Origin of the sequence: Phycicoccus sp. Soil802 (assembly GCF_001429605.1) — a bacterium.
In the GTDB taxonomy this organism is placed as follows: domain Bacteria; phylum Actinomycetota; class Actinomycetes; order Actinomycetales; family Dermatophilaceae; genus Pedococcus.
Map to the genome: position 1 here is coordinate 274,607 of NZ_LMSS01000001.1, position 16,184 is coordinate 290,790.

The window sequence follows — 16,184 nt, forward strand, 5'->3', positions numbered from 1 at the left end:
TCACGAGAGTGGCGGCCCGGCGATGCGGGCGATGGCGGTTGCCGCGGGGACCCCCGAGCCGTCCCGGCGGCCGGTGGCCTCGGGCAGGTCGAGTGCCACACCGTTGGCGGCCGCGGCCCGGGCCGGCAGCGCGCCGGCCCAGGCGAGGACGAGAGTGTCCTCGCCCTTGAGGAACCGGTGGCAGCGCACCCCGCCCGTGGCCCGTCCCTTGGGCGGGTACTCCGAGTAGGGCGTGACCTTCAGCGAGCCGGGCTCGGTGCCGGGGAGCGCCCCCGAGGAGCCGGAGGAGGTGACCACCACGCCGTCGGCGCCCTGGGGCACGGCCCCGAAGAAGGTGACCCGCTGCCCGGCCCCGAGCTTGATGCCGGCCATGCCGCCGGCGGCTCGTCCCTGGGGTCGTACGGCGCCGGCCCCGAACCGGAGCAGCTGGGCGTCGGAGGTGATGAAGACGAGGTCCTCCGTGCCGGTCGCCAGCTCGACGGCTCCGACGACCTCGTCGCCGTCCTTGAGGGAGACGATCTCGAAGTCGGGACGGGACGGGTAGTCCGTCGTCACCCGCTTGACCACGCCCTGGGCCGTGCCGAGCGCGATGCCGGCCGACTCTGGGGAGACCGACACCAGGGTCAGCGGCTCCTCGCCGGCGGGCAGGTCGACGTAGGCCGCGAGGGGCGCACCCCCCGACAGGCTGGGCGAGCCGTTGGTCGGCGGCAGCGTCGGCAGCTCCAGCGCGGAGAGCCGCACGAGCCGGCCCCGCGACGTCACGAGCCCGACCTCGCCGCGCGCGGTCGTGCGGACCGCTCCCACGAGGGCGTCGTGCTTGCTGCGCGCCGAGTCCAGCGGCAGCGGCTCGGCGGATCCGGTGCGGGCCATCAGCCCGGTGGAGGAGAGCAGCACCCAGCACGGGTCGTCGGCGACCTCGAGCGGTGTGGTGGTCGTCGCGGGCACGCCGGCCGACTCCAGCAGGACCGTCCGCCGCGGCGTGCCGTGGGCCTTCGCGACGTCGGCGAGCTCGGTGGAGACCGTCTTCATCAGCAGCTTCTCGTCGCCGAGGATGGCCTCGAGCTCCTCGATGAGCCGCTCGAGATCGGTCTTCTCCTTGTCGAGCTCGAGCCGGCTGAACTTGGTCAGGCGGCGCAGCTGGAGCTCGAGGATGTAGTTGGCCTGCGCCTCGGACAGGTCGAAGACGTCGATCAGGCGGCTGCGAGCCGCGGCCGCGTCGTCCGACGTGCGGATCACCTGGATGACCTCGTCGATGTCGAGGATCGCGATGAGCAAGCCCTCGACCAGGTGCAGGCGGTCCTTGTACTTGGTCAGCCGGTACTGCGTGCGGAGACGCACCACGTCGGTGCGGAAGTCGACGTAGACGCGCAGCAGGTCCTTGAGCCCCAACGTCTTCGGCTGGCCCTCGACGAGCGCGACGTTGTTGATGGAGAACGAGTCCTCCATCGGGGTGAGCTTGTAGAGCTGCTCGAGGACGGCGTCGGGGTTGAAGCCGTTCTTCACCTCGATGACCAGGCGCAGCCCGTGCTTGCGGTCGGTCAGGTCCTTGACGTCAGAGATGCCCTGGAGCTTCTTGGACTGGACCGCGTCCTTGATCTTCTCGATCACCTTCTCGGGACCGACGAGGTAGGGGAGCTCGGTGACGACGATGCCCATCCGCCGGGGTGAGGTCTTCTCGATCCGCGTGGTCGCGCGGGTGCGGAAGCTGCCGCGGCCGGTGAGGTAGGCGTCCCGGATCCCGTCGAGCCCGATGATCCGCCCGCCCTGGGGCAGGTCGGGCCCGGGCACGAACCGCATGAGGTCGTCGAGCGAGCAGGTGGGGTTGGCGATGAGGTGCCGGGCCGCGCCAATCACCTCGACGAGGTTGTGCGGGGCCATGTTGGTGGCCATGCCGACGGCGATCCCGCTGGCACCGTTGACGAGCAGGTTGGGGAACGCCGCGGGGAGGACCGCGGGCTGGAGGAGCTGGTCGTCGTAGTTGGGGATGAAGTCGACGGTCTCCTCGTCGAGACCGGTGACCATCAGCATCGCGGCAGCGGCGAGCCGGGCCTCGGTGTAGCGCGAGGCGGCCGGGCCGTCGTCGAGCGAGCCGAAGTTGCCGTGGCCGTCGACGAGCGGCAGCCGCATCGTGAACGGCTGGGCCATGCGGACCAGGGCGTCGTAGATCGCGGTGTCGCCGTGGGGGTGGTACTTGCCCATCACGTCGCCCACGACCCGGGACGACTTCACGTGACCGCGGTCGGGGCGCAGCCCCATCTCGGCCATCGAGAACAGGATGCGGCGCTGCACCGGCTTGAGGCCGTCGCGCGCGTCGGGCAGGGCGCGCGAGTAGATGACCGAGTAGGCGTACTCGAGGAACGCCCCCTGCATCTCCTCCTCGACGTCGATGTCGACGATCCGCTCGACGTAGCTGTCGTCGGCCGGTGCGGCTGGGGTCTTGCGGGCCATGCGTGTGTGCAACTCCTCGAGGTCGTCCCCGCACGGCGCGGGGATCCCCCCAATCTTGTCCCACGGCTACACCGGGCCTGCCCCCGACTCGCCGCTGAAGTGACCCCGGTGCACGACCTCGGTGGCGGCCCGGCGTGGCCGGGTCCGGCTGGACCCCTCGGTGCGCCGCAGCTCGTGGCCCAGGGCCACGACCCCGACCAGCCGCCGGTTCCCGGGTATGCCGTGGGCCTCCCGCACCGCCGGGTGCCGGGGCGCGGGGACCCCGAAGAACAGCGCCCCCAGCCCCTGGTCGACGGCGGCCAGCAGCATCAGCATCGCGGCCATCCCGGTGTCGACGTCCCAGTAGGGGATCGGCCAGCGAGCCGGGTCACGGTCGTCCCAGCCCTTGTCGGGCTCGGCGTAGCGGTCGAGGTAGGTGTCGGGGTCGGACAGGCAGAGCACCAGTACCGGCGCGGCCGAGACACCCGCCAGCCAGGCGTCGGGTGCCCCCGAGCCCGGGTCCCGGGTCGCGCCCCAGAAGCGCGCGCGGTCGTGGTCCTCGACGAGCACGACGAAGTCCCAGCCCTGGCTGAAGCCGGCGCTGGGAGCCCGCTGCGCGGCATACAGGACCGCCTCGAGGGCGGCCGGCGGGACGGGGCGGTCGGGGTCGAAGCGCCGCACCATGCGGCGCCGCCGGACCACGTCTGCGAACTCCATGGGGCCATCCTGTCGTGGCCTCCGTCGTGGCGGCGGAGGACCCGCGCACGCTGCCTGCAAGACTGGCCGACGACCCACCCGCCCAGCACTGCCAACCCGGGACCGCCCTGCGGCGTCCACGAGGCATGACGACCATGGCCGCGGTGGCACTCACGGGAGGGGTGGCAGTGCCGGCGCGAGACCGCGTGGACGTGGAAGCGTCCGTCCGTGAGCTCTACGACGTGCACTACGCCCGCCTCGCGGGGTGGACCGCCAAGCTCGTGGGCGACCCCGACCTGGCCCACGACCTCGCCACCGAGGCCTTCCTCAAGCTGTTCCGGGAGTTCGGGCGGGTCGACGAGCCGCGGCCGTGGCTCTACACCGTGACGGCCAACCTGGTCCGCGACCACTGGCGCAAGCGCGGCCGGGAGGCGGCCGCCTACCAGCGCCACGAGGCCGGCCGCGACGACTTCACGACCGACGCCGACCACGCGACCACCCTCACCGTCCGGGACGCCGTCGAGGCGCTGCCCGACCGGCTGCGGGTCGTGGTGATGCTGCACTACTTCGCCGACCTGCCGGTGGCCACCGTGGCCAGGCAGCTCGAGAAGTCCGAGGGAACCATCAAGCGGGACCTGTTCGACGCGCGCCAGCGGATGGCGACGATGCTGGGAGAGATCCGATGAACCGCCACCTGTCCGACCTGCCCGGCGAGGGAGAGCAGCGCGACCCCGTCGCCGACTTCTTCGCCCGCGAGCGAGCCGACATCCGCGACCTGCCGGCCGGCGCCGACCGCTGGGAGTCGATCGTCGTCGAGGCGCGCCGTCCGGTGCGCCGCAGCTGGCTGCCCTACCTCGCGGGTGCCGCGGCTGTCGTCGTGGCCGCCGGCGTGGTGTGGGGGAACGGGCGAGGGCCCGGCACCGAGCAGGCCGCCAACCCCGCCAGCAGCACGGCGTCCGTCTCGACCGAGACGGTGGCCACCGACAGCCCGAAGGTGGGCGGCCCGTCCGCCACCGGCACTCCCTCGAGCGGGCTCACCACTCCTTCGACGCCGGCCCCGCTGCCCGTCCCCAACAGCTTCGACGTCGTGTCCATGACCAATGCCGGTGGGAAGCACCTGTTCGGCCTCGGGAAAGCCACCTGCCCGAAGGGGGCCTGCACCGCCGTCATCGGGTCGGACGACGACGGGGCCACCTGGACCACCCGAGCCTCGTTCACGACGCTGACCAGTCCCGGCCCGCTCGCCACCCCAGCAGCGCCCAACCAGTTGGTCGGCATCCGCTTCGCCGACCCGGAGACCGGTTTCGTGTACGGCAGCGCGACCATGCGAACCGTGGACGGCGGGCGCAGCTGGAAGCCAATGGACGTTGGCGGCCGAACCGTCCTCTCGCTGGAGACGGACGGGTCGACGGTCTGGATGGTCACGGCCGCCAAGTGCCAGCGAGCCGACTCGGGGAGCGCGAGAGGCTGCTCCGGTCTCGACGTCAGGTCGCTCGACGTCACGGCCAGCGCCCCGCAGCAGACGCAGTCGCTCAACGTGTCGCAGCCAGTGGAGTCGGCCTGGCTGAGCATGGACGGCGCCGACGCCTACGTCAGCGTGTCCTACCTCGACCAGACCACCCACACGCCGCCACGCCGCGTCTCGGGCAAGCCGGTGACGCTGGTCCGCCCGCAAGGCTGCCAGGAGGCCGGTGGCCTCTGGGTCTGGGGCACGGCCAACCGCAAGGGCGGGCTGGTCGCGGTGTGCCAGATCGGTGACGCGCACGCCTCGTACGGCGTGGCGACCTCGACCGATCGCGGAGCCACCTGGTCCGACGCCAGGATCGCCCGGGGGCTGGGCTCCACCCAGCCGACGGGGGTGTGGCTGACCGCCGTCGACCTCGATCGCTTCGTCGCGGTGTCGCAGGGCTTGCCCACGAGCGCACTTGAGCCCGGCGGCGCTCCCACCCTCATGGCCAGCGGCGACAGCGGCGGGACCTGGACCCGTCCGAAGACCGCGCCCGGCGGCGCCACCGAGTGGGTCGGAGCGGCCGGAGGGGGCCTCGTCTACGCCCTCGGCGGTGGTCGGTCCTACTGGGTGAGCCACGACTCGGGCGCGACGTTCGAGCAGGTCCAGCTCCGCAGGTAGACCAACCGGTCCGCGGGGGCGGGTCAGCCGGTCCGGGGACAACCGGACGTGACATGCTTTCGGCCATGAGCGAGGCCTCGGCGCTTCCCGCCGGCTACCCGGTGCTGTGGGAGGCCGACGTCGTCCTGCGAGACGGGTCGGTGGCCCACCTGCGACCGATCACGCCGAGCGACGTCGACGCCGTGCACCGGTTCCACGCCGGCCAGTCGGCCGAGTCGATCTACATGCGCTTCTTCGCGCCCCTGCGCCAGCTCAGCGACCGCGACGTCACCCGGTTCACCAACGTCGACTACCACGACCGGGTGGCCCTGGTGGCGACCGTTCGCGGCGACATCATCGGGATCGGGCGCTACGACCGGATCACGCCGACCAGCGCGGAGGTGGCCTTCAACATCTCCGACAGCTACCAGGGCCGGGGGATCGGCTCGGTGCTGCTCGAGCACCTCGCCGTGATCGCGTGGGAGTCGGGGGTGGAGGAGTTCACCGCCGAGGTGCTCCCGCAGAACCGCAAGATGATCTCGGTCTTCTCCGACGCCGGCTACGAGGTGAGCCGGCGCTTCGAGGACGGCGTCGTCTCGCTGACCTTCCAGATCAAGCCGACCGAGCGCTCCGAGGCGGTTCGGCTGTCCCGCGAGCACCGCGCCGAGTCGGTCAGCATGCACTCGGTGCTCTTCCCCGACTCGATCGCCGTGGTCGGGGCGAGCCGCCGGCCGGAGTCGATCGGCCACCACATCCTGTCCAACATCCTCGCCGCCGACTTCAACGGCGCCGTCCACGCGGTCAACCGCGAGGCCATGGAGGTGCTCGGGCTGCCGGCCCACGCGCGGGTCTCCGAGATCCCCGACGACGTCGACCTCGCGGTGGTCGCGGTCCCGGCCGAGGAGGTCCTCGACGTCGTGGCCGACTGTGCCGAGGCGGGGGTGAAGACGCTGCTCGTGGTCAGCGCCGGCTTCGCCGAGTCCGGGCCCGACGGCGCGGACCTCCAGTCGAAGCTGCTCACCGCCGCGCGGGAGTCCGGGATGCGGGTGCTCGGCCCGAACTCGTTCGGGGTGATCAACAACGACCCAGCAGTGCGGCTCAACGCGTCGCTGGCGCCCGAGCTGCCGCCACCGGGACGGTTGGGCCTGTTCGCCCAGAGCGGGGCCCTGGGCATCGCGGTGCTCGCGTCGGCCGCCCGCCGCGGCCTCGGCATCTCCGTCTTCGCCTCCGCCGGCAACCGGGTCGACGTCTCGGGCAACGACTTCATGCAGTACTGGATCGACGACGACAGCACCGACGCGGTCGGCCTCTACCTCGAGTCGATGGGCAACCCCCGCAAGTTCTCCCGCATCGCCCGGCGGCTCGCCTCCACCAAGCCCGTGATCGTCGTGAAGTCCGGGGTGTCGTCCTACGGCGTCCCCCCTGGCCACCGCGCGCGACACACCCGGATCCGGCCCGAGGCCTTCGACGCCATGCTGCGGCAGGCCGGCGTGATCCGGGTCGAGAACGTGCACCAGATGTTCGACGTCGCGCAGCTGGTGGTCCACCAGCCGCTGCCCCAGGGCAACCGGGTGGCCATCATCGGCAACTCCGACGCGTTGGGCGCGCTGAGCGCGGAGGCGTGCGTCAGCTGGGGCCTGCAGGTCGCCCACGGACCGGTCTCCCTGCCGAGCGACGCGAGCGGTGAACGCTTCGCCGAGGCGCTCGCCGACGCCTTCGCCGACCCCGAGGTCGACAGTGTCCTGACCTGCTTCATCCCACCCCTGGTGACCCTCGACGAGGACGTCGCGATCGCCGTGCGCGACGCCGCCATGAAGCACGAGAAGCCTTGCCTCGCAACGTTCCTCGGCATGCGCGGAGTCCTCGAGCGGCTGTCCGGCACGACCGACGACGGACGCACCACGGTGGTCCCCGCCTATGCCATGCCCGAGGACGCCGTCCGCGCCCTGGCCGCAGCGACGAGGTATGCCGAGTGGCGGGCTCGCGACCGCGGCATACCGGTGCTCCCGGTCGGGATCGACCGCGAGGCCGCCGAGGCGTTCGTCGAGCGGATCCTCGAGGAGACGCCCGAAGGGCGGCGGTTGACGCTGCAGGAGGTCACCGAGCTGCTGGCCACCTACGGGATCGAGGTCTGGGGCAGCGTGCCCGCCCGCACCGTCGACGAGGCGGTGACCGCCGCGGAGGCGATCGGCTACCCGGTCGTGATCAAGTCGGTGGCGCCCCTCATGCGGCACTCCCCGGGGCTGAGTGGGATCCGGGTCGACCTGCGGTCGGAGGCGCAGCTGCGGGAGGCGTTCGAGGGGCTCAACGAGCGACTGGCGCCGATGTCGGCCAACACCTTCGTCATCCAGCGGATGGCCACGCCGGGGGTGTCGTGCGTGGTCCGCTCCGACGAGGACCCCCTCTTCGGCCCGGTCGTGTCGTTCAGCATCGCGGGACCACCCACCGAGCTGCTCGGCGACATCGGGCACCGGATCCCGCCGTTGACGGACGTGGACGTCTCCGACCTCATCTCGTCGGTGAAGGCGTCGCCGATGCTGCACGGGCACCGTGGTGCGGCGCCGGTCCACCGCGCGGCGCTCGCCGACCTCATCGCCCGCGTGTCGGTGCTGGCCGACAACCTGCCGGAGGTGGGCAGTCTCGTGCTCAACCCGGTCAACGCACACGTCGGGGGAGTCGACGTGCTCGGCGCCGAGGTCACCCTGGCCCCGACCCCACGCCGCAAGGACCAGGCTCGCCGCACGCTGACCTAGCCGACCTGGCCGGAGCGCCACCCGTCGGGCTAGGGCAAGATGGGACGCATGGGCTCCACCTCCTCGCACGATGCTTCAGCACGCAGGGCCTCGCCTGATGGCATTGCTGCACCCCTCATCCCCCTCCCGGTCGACCTGACGCGGGAGATCGAGCGGGCCGGCTACTACCCCGCACTCGTGGCGGACGTCGTCCAGGCCGCGCTCGGCTCCGAGGAGGTCGTGTCACACCTCGTGCACCAGGAGACGACGTTCGACCACGACGTCGTCCGTCGGCACATCACGGTGCTGGCCCTGACCGCTACCCGGCTGGTCATCGCCCACGCCGACGACCACACCGACGAGCGACCCGGCCACGAGGACGTCGCGACCGCCACGACCGAGAGCGTGCCCCTGTCTGCGGTGCGCGGCGTGATGATCACGCACGTCGTCGCACGCCCGCAGGAGTACCAGCCGGGGTCGCTCGGACGCGAGATCACCCTGACGCTGGGCTGGGGGGCGGTCAGCCGGATCGACCTGATGCCCGCCACCTGCGCCGACCCCGACTGTGACGCCGACCACGGCTACGAGGGCAGCGTCGCCTCCGACGACATCTCACTGCGGATCAGCGCCGACGCCGAGGGCGAGGCGGCCCTGCAGCACGCCCTGGGGTTTGCGCGCGAGCTCTCGGCGAGCATCGGCAGCTGAGGTGCGTCGCGCCAGCGGTCCGTCCCCTCTCCACCCGACTGACCCGACCGTTGCGGCCAGAACGCTCGACCTGACCCCGGCGACCCGCTAGCCGATGCCCCACGACGGTCTGCTCCCACCCCGCTACGACCAGTCCGGTCTCGCCGGGGTGCTGCCGGCCGTCGCCGCCAGCCTGGGCGTCCAGCACTATGCCGGTCCCGGTCACCTGCAGTTGCCGGAGGCGCGGCGCGCGGTCGTCGTCCTCGTGGACGGGCTGGGTTACGAGCTGATCCGTCGGCGCGGTGGCCATGCCCCCTTCCTGCGCTCGCTCCTGCCCGCCGCCCACCGGATCACGGCCGGGTTCCCGGCCACGACCGCCACCTCGATGGGCACGTTCGGCACCGGACTTCCGCCCGGCTCGCACGGTCTGCTGGGCTACGAGGTGCTGGTGCCGGGCGAGGACCGGCTGGTCAACGAGCTGTCCTGGGAGGACGGTCCCGACCCCGTCGCCTGGCAGCCGCAGCAGACCGTCTTCGAGGTCGCCGAAGCTGCCGGGGTGGCCGTCACCCGCATCGGCCCGGGGTTCTTCGACGGGTCCGGGTTGACCCGAGCAGCCCTACGGGGTGGGAGCTTTCGCGCCGCGGACACCCTCGCCGACCGGGTCGACGCGAGCCTGGCGGCGGTGCGGGCCGGCGCCCGGTCGCTGGTCTACCTCTACTGGGGCGAGCTCGACAAGGTGGGGCACGTGCACGGCTGCCAGTCGTGGGAGTGGGGCGACGAGCTCGAGGCGATCGATGCCGAGCTCGGTCGGCTGGTGCGCTCGGCGCCCAGCGACACCGCGGTCCACATCACCGCCGACCACGGCATGGTCGACGCCCCGCACGCCCTGCGGATCGACCTGGCCCACGACGCCGAGCTGGCCGCGGGCATCCGCCACGTCGGCGGGGAGCCGCGCGCCCTGCAGCTCTACTGCGAGGAGGGGGCGGCCGCCGACGTCGCCCAGACCTGGGCCGACCGGGTGGGGGAGCGAGCCTGGATCCGCACCCGCGAGGAGGCCACCCGCGAGGGGTGGTTCGGTCCGGTCAGCGAGGTCAACCGGGCCCGCATCGGTGACCTCGTCGTGGCGATGCGCGACAACTTCGCCATCGTCGACTCGCGCCGGGCTCGTCCGCAGCTGCTCGCCCTGCTCGGTCTGCACGGATCCCTGACCCCCGAGGAGTCCGCCGTGCCGTGGTTCCACGTCCCGGCGCGGGACAACGCCTAGGGTGTCCTCTCGTGGCTGAGCTCGTCTTCTTCTCCGGGACCATGGACTGCGGCAAGTCGACCCTTGCGCTCCAGATGGACCACAACCACCAGGCGCGGGGTCGGTCGGGCCTGATCTACACCAAGCTCGACCGCGCCGGCAGCGACGTGCTGTCGTCCCGGCTGGGCCTGTCGACCGCCGCCCACGAGGTCAGCGACGACCTCGACTTCTGGGAGGCCGTCGTCGAGCACGCGACCAGTGGGCTGCGGGTCGACTACCTCATCTGCGACGAGGTGCAGTTCTACACCCCCGAGCAGGTCGAACAGCTCGCGAAGCTGGTCGACGAGATGGGCATCGACGTGTTCGCGTTCGGCATCACCGCCGACTTCCGCACCCAGCTGTTCCCCGGGTCGCGCCGGATGATCGAGCTGGCCGACCGGGTCTCGGTGCTGCAGGTCGAGGCCCTGTGCTGGTGTGGCCGCCGCGCCACCCACAACGCCCGGGTGGTCGACGGGGTGATGGTGGTCGAGGGTGAGCAGGTCGTCGTCGGCGACACCAAGCCCGGCACCGAGACGCTCGTGGAGTACGAGGTGCTGTGCCGCCGGCACTTCATGCGGCGGATGAACTCGGCCGCCGCGCGGGCCGCGGCCACCTCACCGGACGTGCTGCCGTTCGACCTCGACGTCTGCCCGGTGCCGCAGGGCTAGTCGAACCGGCGTCGTGTCGGGCGTCGGCTAGTCGCGGGGCTTGGCCCCGAACATGACGTCGTCCCAGCTGGGCACGCTGCGGCGCGCGGACTTCTTGCCCGAACCCGCAGCAGGACGGTGGGTCGGCTCATCCTCGGCAGGCGGCTCGGGCGTCGCCCCGACCTCCGGCTCGCTCTCGTGCGGGTCGTCTGCTGCATCACTCGGCGGCGAGCCCTGCGGCGAGCCCTGGGGCTGGGCCGGGGGCTCGGCTGGGGGCTCCGGCGCCGCTGGCAGCACGTCGTGCCCGACGGAGCCGTCCTCGGGGCCTTCGTCGAGGGGGTGCGGGCCACGGGCCGCCGGGGGAGGCGGCATGGACTCGGGGTCGTAGGCCAGGTCCTCGAGGGGCAGCGCGTCATCGCGCGGGGTGTCGTCGCCGGGGGTCTGGGTGGCGGGGCTCTTGCGACGACGCGGGCGGCCGCGATGCGAGGCCCGCTCGCGCATGGCGGACATCAGGTCGAGCGGCTCGTCGTGCGGGCCAGCGGTGGTGGCGGACGAGCGTGCGGCTGCCCGTCGGGCCGAACCCACCCCGCCCTCGGCCTCGACGTCGTAGACGGTGGTCGCCCGCACCGGGGCGGAGACGAGGTGCGGCGCCGGCAGGGGTGAGCTCGTGCCGGACACGTCCTCCTCGCTGAGCCACCGCGCCTCGTCGTCGGCCGCCGCGACGGTGCGCGCCTGCACGTCGAAGGACCACCGGGCCTGGCGTTCGCGACCGCCCGCGGGGAAGGTGAGGATGATCGTCCAGTCGCCCTCCGTGCTGCGAGCCGAGTCCCAGTCCGCCGAGGCGGGGTCCACCCCGCGGCCGGAGAGCCGCTGGCTCACGCGGGCCGACAGGGTGGGAGCGCTGGCGCCGCCCACCGAGCGACCACGGAGGCGGACGGCACGGGCCAGGCCCGCGACGTACTCGCGCTCGGCGAGGATCGGCCCTTCGTAGCGTCGGACCTTCTCCACCGGCCAGCCGGACCGCTCAGCGACCTCCTCGGCCGAGAGCCCACCACGGATCAGGGCCTGCACCTCACGCGGCCGCATCCCGCCGTCGATCTCGATCTGGAGCTGTCCGAGGCGGGGCCGGTCCCGCCGGGCCGCGGCCCGCAGGGGTTCGTCGAGCTGGACGCGGAAGCGCTCTCCGTCGGAATCGGACAGCAGCAGGTGCTGGCCGTCCTCCTGCACACCGATCAGCCGCAAATCCCGCATTGCCATCGTCTCCAGTATCGGCATGGTCTCCCGTATCGCCCTCGCTCGTGGATCGGGCACCGTGCTGCTGACTCTGCCATCCCCGAGGTCGAGGCGAAAGCGACCACGCCGCAACGGTAGTTTTGACTCGCGATGCTCACCTTCGACGCACACCTCCAGCTGGCCCTCGACCTCGTCGGGGTGTTCGCCTTCGCGCTGTCCGGTGGGCTGGTGGCCGTCAAGAAGCGGCTCGACCTGTTCGGGGTGCTCGTCCTGTCCGGGGCGGCCGCCCTCGGAGGAGGGGTGATCCGGGACGTCCTCATCGGTGCCCTGCCACCCGTGGGCATCTCCGACTGGCGGCTGCTGACCTGTTCGCTCGCCGCCGGACTGGTCACCTTCCTCTACCACCCGGGCGTCGAGCGCATCTCCCGCTTCGTCCGCGTGCTCGACGCCGCGGGCCTGGCCGTCTTCGCCATCGGGGGGTCGCTCAAGGCCCTCGGAGCCGGGATGGACCCGCTCACCTCCGTGTTCGTGGGTGGCATCACCGCAGTCGGCGGCGGCATCATCCGCGACGTCCTGGCCGGCCAGGTGCCCGAGGTGCTGCGTCGGGAGATGTACGCGCTCCCGGCGCTGCTCGGCTCGATCCTGATGGTCACCGCCCACCACTACGACCTCGTCAACTCCTTCACCATCTGGGGGTGTGTCGCACTCGTCTTCGTCATGCGGATGGTGGCGGTCGTCCTCGACGTCCACGCCCCCAAACCACTGCGCACGGGAGACCTCACATGATCGGACCCACCGGATGACCACGGACGAGCGACCCCTCGAGCCCTACGACGGCATCCTGCTGCTGTCCTTCGGCGGGCCGGAGAAGCCCGAGGACGTGCTGCCGTTCCTGCGCACCGTCACGGCAGGCAAGAACATCCCTGACGAGCGCCTCGAAGAGGTGGGCGAGCACTACTACGGCTTCGGCGGCCGCAGCCCCATCAACGACCAGAACCGCGCGCTGCTGGCGGCCCTGCGAGTCGAGCTGGACCGGCGCGGGATCTCGACGCCGGTGATCTGGGGCAACCGCAACTTCACCCCGTTCACTGCCGAGGCGCTCGCCGAGGCGGCCCGACAGGGTATGCGGCGGCTGGTCACCGTGGTCACGAGCGCCTACTCCTCCTACTCCTCGTGCCGGCAGTACCGCGAGGACCTCGCCGCCGCGCAGGAGTCGGTGGCCGAGAGCGGCATCGTCATCGAGCTCGACAAGGTCCGTCCCTACGCCAACCACCCGGGGTTCGCGCGTGCCAACACCCGGTTGGTGACCGACGCCGTGCGAGGAGCCCTGCGGGACGGGGTGGACCGGGAGGGCATCCGCCTGCTCTTCGTCACGCACTCGATCCCCACGGCGATGGACGACACGTCCGGCCCCGGCGACGAGGACGGCAACGCCTACAGCCACCAGCACATCGCGCTCGGGGCGGCCATCACCGACGAGGTCAACGCGACCCTCGACACGGACTTCGCCGGCGAGCTGGTGTTCTGCTCGCGGTCGGGACCGCCCTCCCAGCCGTGGCTCGAGCCAGACGTCAACGACCGGCTCGAGGAGCTCGCCGCCGAGGGCGCCACGACCGTCGTGCTGGCCCCCATCGGCTTCGTGTCGGACCACATGGAGGTCGTCTACGACCTCGACACCGAGGCCGCCGCGACGGCAGACCGCCTCGGGCTCCGGCTCGTGCGGGTGCCCACCGTCGGGGTCGACCCCGAGTTCGTGTCCGGCCTCGTCGACCTCGTGCTCGAACGCGCCGCCCAGGCGCGCGGTGAGGAGCCGGTCGTCCCTGCGTGGCCGGGCCGCGCGCCGATGCCGTCGGTGTGCGCCCCCGGGTGCTGCCCCAACCTGCGTGCGGCCAAGCCGGCGCTCTGCGGGCGGGACTGACCATGGACCTCGCGACCCCCGACCTCAGCACCCCCGACGACGCCACCCTGGAGGGCCTCGAGGCGCTCGCCGTCGAGGTCGCCGTCGAGGCAGGCCGGCTCATCGTCGACGAGCGCCCCCCGAACCTGGGGGTCTCCAAGACCAAGAGCACCGCGACGGATGTCGTCACCGTGATGGACCAGCGGGCGCAGGACCTGCTGCGGACCCGGCTGCAGGAGGCCCGGCCCCAGGACGGCTTCCTCGGCGAGGAGGAGGGCGGCACCGACGGGCGTTCGGCGATCACCTGGGTCGTCGACCCCATCGACGGGACCGTCAACTACCTCTACGGCATCCCCTCGTACTCGGTGTCGGTGGCTGCCGTGGTCGGCGACCCCACGGTCCCCGGAGCCTGGCGACCGGTGGCCGGTGCGGTCTTCAACCCGGTGACGGGCGAGCTCTTCCGTGCGCGGGCCGGCGGCGGGGCCAGGCTCGAGGGGGGACGGGCGCCGGAGCGCCGCCTCGAGCTCGCTGAGCCGCCGTCCCTGGGCCACGCCCTGGTGGGCACCGGCTTCGGCTACGACACGGCCCGGCGGCAGTGGCAGGCGACGGTGTTGATGGACGTGCTGCCCGAGGTCCGCGACATCCGCCGGATCGGGAGCGCCGCCCTCGACATCTGTGCGGTCGCCGCCGGCAGCCTCGACGCCTACTACGAGCGTGGCCTCAACCCGTGGGACATGGCCGCCGCCTGGCTGGTGCTGGTCGAGGCGGGCGGGGTGTTCTCCGGCCTGGGAGGCGAGCCACCCAGCGACCGGATGGTGGTCGCGGCGGCGCCCACGCTGCATACCGCCCTGCACGAGGTGGTGCTCCGCGCCGCCGAGCGGGCCGGCACCGACTCGACCCTGTGACGCAGCGGCCACACCCCGCGCAGGAAGGAAGCCGGTGTCGGGGCGCTGGCCCCGGCACCGGCTTCGTCGTGCAGGTCAGGCTCAGGCAGCGTGGTAGTTGCTGAGCTCGGGGATGCGCAGGCCGTGCTCGGAGGCGAGGCGGGCCAGGTTCTCGAGCTCGGCCTCACGGACGGAGGCGAGGTAGTCGTCGCCGGACTCCTGGGCCTTGCGCAGGGACTGGACGGCGCGGGCTGCGCGCTGGGTGATCTCGGTGTGGAACTCGGTCATGGTGCACCCCTCTCTTCGTGTGTCAGATGGTCGTTTCACGAGTCGGGTCGGCCGGGCCGGAGGTGAGGACTCTACGGGCTCAGACGCCGGAACGGGGACTCGGGGTTGCCCCTCGGGGGTGAATCTTGGGTGAACCCAGACCAGCACTTGGTATGCCGCTGGCGTGCGGACCGGGGTGGCTCGCCGGTGCCTTGGCGGTGCTTTGGGGGTGCTTTGGCAGTGCTTCGTGGCCACGCGCGGACCGGATCTGGACGCGATGGTGACGTGGCGCCGTGGATAGGGCACAATCCCGCCCTGCAGCGGGCACAAAACCGCGGGCACCAGCGTTACACGGGCGAATCGTATTGCCGGGACACCGGCCGATCGTTTTCCCGAGCTTCGGGAAGACCAAGAACGACGACAGAACAGGGAGAGCGACAGCGACCATGGCGACTGACTACGACGCGCCGCGCAAGACCGATGACGAGCTGTCCGAGGACTCGATCGAGGAGTTGAAGTCCCGCCGCGTCGACAAGAGCGCATCCAGCGTCGACGTCGACGAGACCGAACAGGCCGAAGGCTTCGAGCTGCCCGGTGCGGACCTGTCCGGCGAAGAGCTTTCGGTGCGGGTCATCCCGCGCCAGTACGACGAGTTCACCTGCTCACGGTGCTTCCTCGTGCACCACCGCAGCCAGCTGGCTTCCGAGTCCGGCGGCCAGATGGTGTGCCGGGAGTGCGCCGCGTAGGTGAGCACGGACATGGAGGACGGCAGCGTGGGCACCACGGTGCACGACGCACCTCCTCTCGACGCAGGGATAGGGTCAGTCCACGTGACTGGCCCTTCCCGCGTCCCGACCTCGCCGGTGCCCATCGCGGTCCGGCGGCTCGACCCCGCACTCCCGCTCCCGTCCTACGCCCACCCGGGCGATGCCGGGGCGGACCTGCACGCTGCCACCGACGTGACGCTCGAGCCGGGGGAGCGGTCCCTGGTCCCCACCGGGGTCGCGCTCGCGATCCCGGACGGCTGGGTCGGGCTGGTGCACCCCCGGTCCGGACTGGCGGCCAAGCACGGCGTCAGCATCGTGAACGCCCCCGGCACCGTGGACTCCGGCTACCGCGGCGAGATCCTCGTCAACCTCGTCAACCTCGATCCCCGCGACGCGTTCACCGTGCGTCGTGGCGACCGCATCGCCCAGCTGGTGGTGCAACAGGTCGCCCGGGTCGAGTTCCACGAGGTTGATTCGCTCGAAACCACCCCCCGGGGTGACACTGGACATGGTGCCAGTGGTGGCTTCGGCGACCACACCCCGACAACGAAGGACTGACTC

At 72.1% G+C, this 16,184-nt stretch carries 15 protein-coding genes; 11 read left to right on the forward strand and 4 right to left on the reverse strand.

Annotated elements, in window-relative coordinates; genetic code table 11:
• Positions 1-2,448 (reverse strand): DNA topoisomerase (ATP-hydrolyzing) subunit A, encoded by a 2,448-nt coding sequence (locus ASG91_RS01230; RefSeq protein WP_056920791.1) that lies wholly within the window; start codon positions 2,446-2,448, stop codon positions 1-3.
• A 66-nt stretch (positions 2,449-2,514) separates the two neighbouring features.
• Positions 2,515-3,144 (reverse strand): nitroreductase family protein, encoded by a 630-nt coding sequence (locus tag ASG91_RS01235; RefSeq protein WP_056920792.1) that lies wholly within the window; start codon positions 3,142-3,144, stop codon positions 2,515-2,517.
• 14 nt (positions 3,145-3,158) lie between these two features.
• Between ASG91_RS01235 and ASG91_RS01240 the strand changes: the two genes are divergently transcribed.
• From ASG91_RS01240 to ASG91_RS01265, 6 genes are all read left to right on the forward strand, one after another.
• Positions 3,159-3,809, forward strand: coding sequence for an RNA polymerase sigma factor (locus ASG91_RS01240; protein WP_157605912.1), 651 nt, complete (start codon positions 3,159-3,161; stop codon positions 3,807-3,809).
• Positions 3,806-5,251, forward strand: a complete 1,446-nt coding sequence (locus ASG91_RS01245) for a sialidase family protein (protein ID WP_056920794.1) — start codon at positions 3,806-3,808, stop codon at positions 5,249-5,251. The genes ASG91_RS01240 and ASG91_RS01245 overlap by 4 nt, the downstream gene beginning before the upstream one ends.
• Positions 5,252-5,316: 65 nt before the next feature.
• The gene (locus tag ASG91_RS01250) at positions 5,317-7,983 is read left to right on the forward strand and encodes a bifunctional GNAT family N-acetyltransferase/acetate--CoA ligase family protein (RefSeq protein WP_056921209.1); all 2,667 of its coding nucleotides are present in this window, start codon (positions 5,317-5,319) and stop codon (positions 7,981-7,983) included.
• A gap of 48 nt (positions 7,984-8,031) precedes the next feature.
• Positions 8,032-8,667: a DUF5998 family protein gene (locus ASG91_RS01255; RefSeq protein WP_235545308.1), complete on the forward strand. Its 636-nt coding sequence runs from the start codon at positions 8,032-8,034 to the stop codon at positions 8,665-8,667.
• Between the two features lie 94 nt (positions 8,668-8,761).
• Entirely contained in the window at positions 8,762-9,910 is a 1,149-nt protein-coding gene (locus ASG91_RS01260; RefSeq protein ID WP_056920795.1) for an alkaline phosphatase family protein, read from the forward strand.
• A gap of 11 nt (positions 9,911-9,921) precedes the next feature.
• The gene (locus ASG91_RS01265; RefSeq protein ID WP_056920796.1) at positions 9,922-10,596 is read left to right on the forward strand and encodes a thymidine kinase; all 675 of its coding nucleotides are present in this window, start codon (positions 9,922-9,924) and stop codon (positions 10,594-10,596) included.
• 27 nt (positions 10,597-10,623) lie between these two features.
• Here ASG91_RS01265 and sepH read toward each other — a convergent pair whose 3' ends face one another.
• The gene (gene sepH / locus ASG91_RS01270) at positions 10,624-11,832 is read right to left on the reverse strand and encodes a septation protein SepH (protein ID WP_162257488.1); all 1,209 of its coding nucleotides are present in this window, start codon (positions 11,830-11,832) and stop codon (positions 10,624-10,626) included.
• Positions 11,833-11,958: 126 nt separating this feature from the next.
• Here sepH and ASG91_RS01275 point away from each other — a divergent pair, with 126 nt between their 5' ends.
• The 3 genes from ASG91_RS01275 to ASG91_RS01285 are packed head-to-tail and all read left to right on the forward strand — an operon-like array spanning position 11,959 to position 14,610.
• Complete coding sequence (locus ASG91_RS01275; RefSeq protein ID WP_056920798.1) at positions 11,959-12,594, forward strand: trimeric intracellular cation channel family protein; 636 nt, start codon at positions 11,959-11,961, stop codon at positions 12,592-12,594.
• Between the two features lie 13 nt (positions 12,595-12,607).
• Positions 12,608-13,726, forward strand: coding sequence for a ferrochelatase (locus ASG91_RS01280; protein ID WP_056920799.1), 1,119 nt, complete (start codon positions 12,608-12,610; stop codon positions 13,724-13,726).
• A gap of 2 nt (positions 13,727-13,728) precedes the next feature.
• On the forward strand, positions 13,729-14,610 hold the full coding sequence (locus ASG91_RS01285) for an inositol monophosphatase family protein (protein ID WP_056920800.1): 882 nt from the start codon (positions 13,729-13,731) through the stop codon (positions 14,608-14,610).
• Between the two features lie 81 nt (positions 14,611-14,691).
• Here the strand turns inward: ASG91_RS01285 and ASG91_RS01290 are convergent, their stop codons facing one another.
• Positions 14,692-14,877, reverse strand: coding sequence for a hypothetical protein (locus ASG91_RS01290; protein ID WP_056920801.1), 186 nt, complete (start codon positions 14,875-14,877; stop codon positions 14,692-14,694).
• Between the two features lie 425 nt (positions 14,878-15,302).
• On the opposite strand from ASG91_RS01290, the gene ASG91_RS01295 reads away from it, so the two are divergent.
• Together ASG91_RS01295 and dut are read left to right on the forward strand one after the other, a co-directional pair.
• Entirely contained in the window at positions 15,303-15,602 is a 300-nt protein-coding gene (locus ASG91_RS01295; protein ID WP_056920802.1) for a DUF4193 domain-containing protein, read from the forward strand.
• A gap of 84 nt (positions 15,603-15,686) precedes the next feature.
• A complete protein-coding gene (gene dut / locus ASG91_RS01300) occupies positions 15,687-16,181 on the forward strand; it encodes a dUTP diphosphatase (protein ID WP_235545310.1) in 495 nt (164 codons plus the stop codon).
• The last annotated feature ends 3 nt before the right edge of the window (positions 16,182-16,184 follow it).

What these genes read in the sequence shown, in the direction of transcription:
- ASG91_RS01255 (WP_235545308.1), top strand. Translation starts at nt 8,032, where the DNA reads ATGGGCTCCACCTCCTCGCACGATGCTTCAGCACGCAGGGCCTCGCCT.
- ASG91_RS01290 (WP_056920801.1), bottom strand. Translation starts at nt 14,877, where the DNA reads ATGACCGAGTTCCACACCGAGATCACCCAGCGCGCAGCCCGCGCCGTC.
- ASG91_RS01285 (WP_056920800.1), top strand. Translation starts at nt 13,729, where the DNA reads ATGGACCTCGCGACCCCCGACCTCAGCACCCCCGACGACGCCACCCTG.
- ASG91_RS01275 (WP_056920798.1), top strand. Translation starts at nt 11,959, where the DNA reads ATGCTCACCTTCGACGCACACCTCCAGCTGGCCCTCGACCTCGTCGGG.
- ASG91_RS01250 (WP_056921209.1), top strand. Translation starts at nt 5,317, where the DNA reads ATGAGCGAGGCCTCGGCGCTTCCCGCCGGCTACCCGGTGCTGTGGGAG.
- ASG91_RS01295 (WP_056920802.1), top strand. Translation starts at nt 15,303, where the DNA reads ATGGCGACTGACTACGACGCGCCGCGCAAGACCGATGACGAGCTGTCC.
- ASG91_RS01230 (WP_056920791.1), bottom strand. Translation starts at nt 2,448, where the DNA reads ATGGCCCGCAAGACCCCAGCCGCACCGGCCGACGACAGCTACGTCGAG.
- ASG91_RS01280 (WP_056920799.1), top strand. Translation starts at nt 12,608, where the DNA reads ATGACCACGGACGAGCGACCCCTCGAGCCCTACGACGGCATCCTGCTG.
- ASG91_RS01235 (WP_056920792.1), bottom strand. Translation starts at nt 3,144, where the DNA reads ATGGAGTTCGCAGACGTGGTCCGGCGGCGCCGCATGGTGCGGCGCTTC.
- ASG91_RS01245 (WP_056920794.1), top strand. Translation starts at nt 3,806, where the DNA reads ATGAACCGCCACCTGTCCGACCTGCCCGGCGAGGGAGAGCAGCGCGAC.
- sepH (WP_162257488.1), bottom strand. Translation starts at nt 11,832, where the DNA reads ATGGCAATGCGGGATTTGCGGCTGATCGGTGTGCAGGAGGACGGCCAG.
- ASG91_RS01260 (WP_056920795.1), top strand. Translation starts at nt 8,762, where the DNA reads ATGCCCCACGACGGTCTGCTCCCACCCCGCTACGACCAGTCCGGTCTC.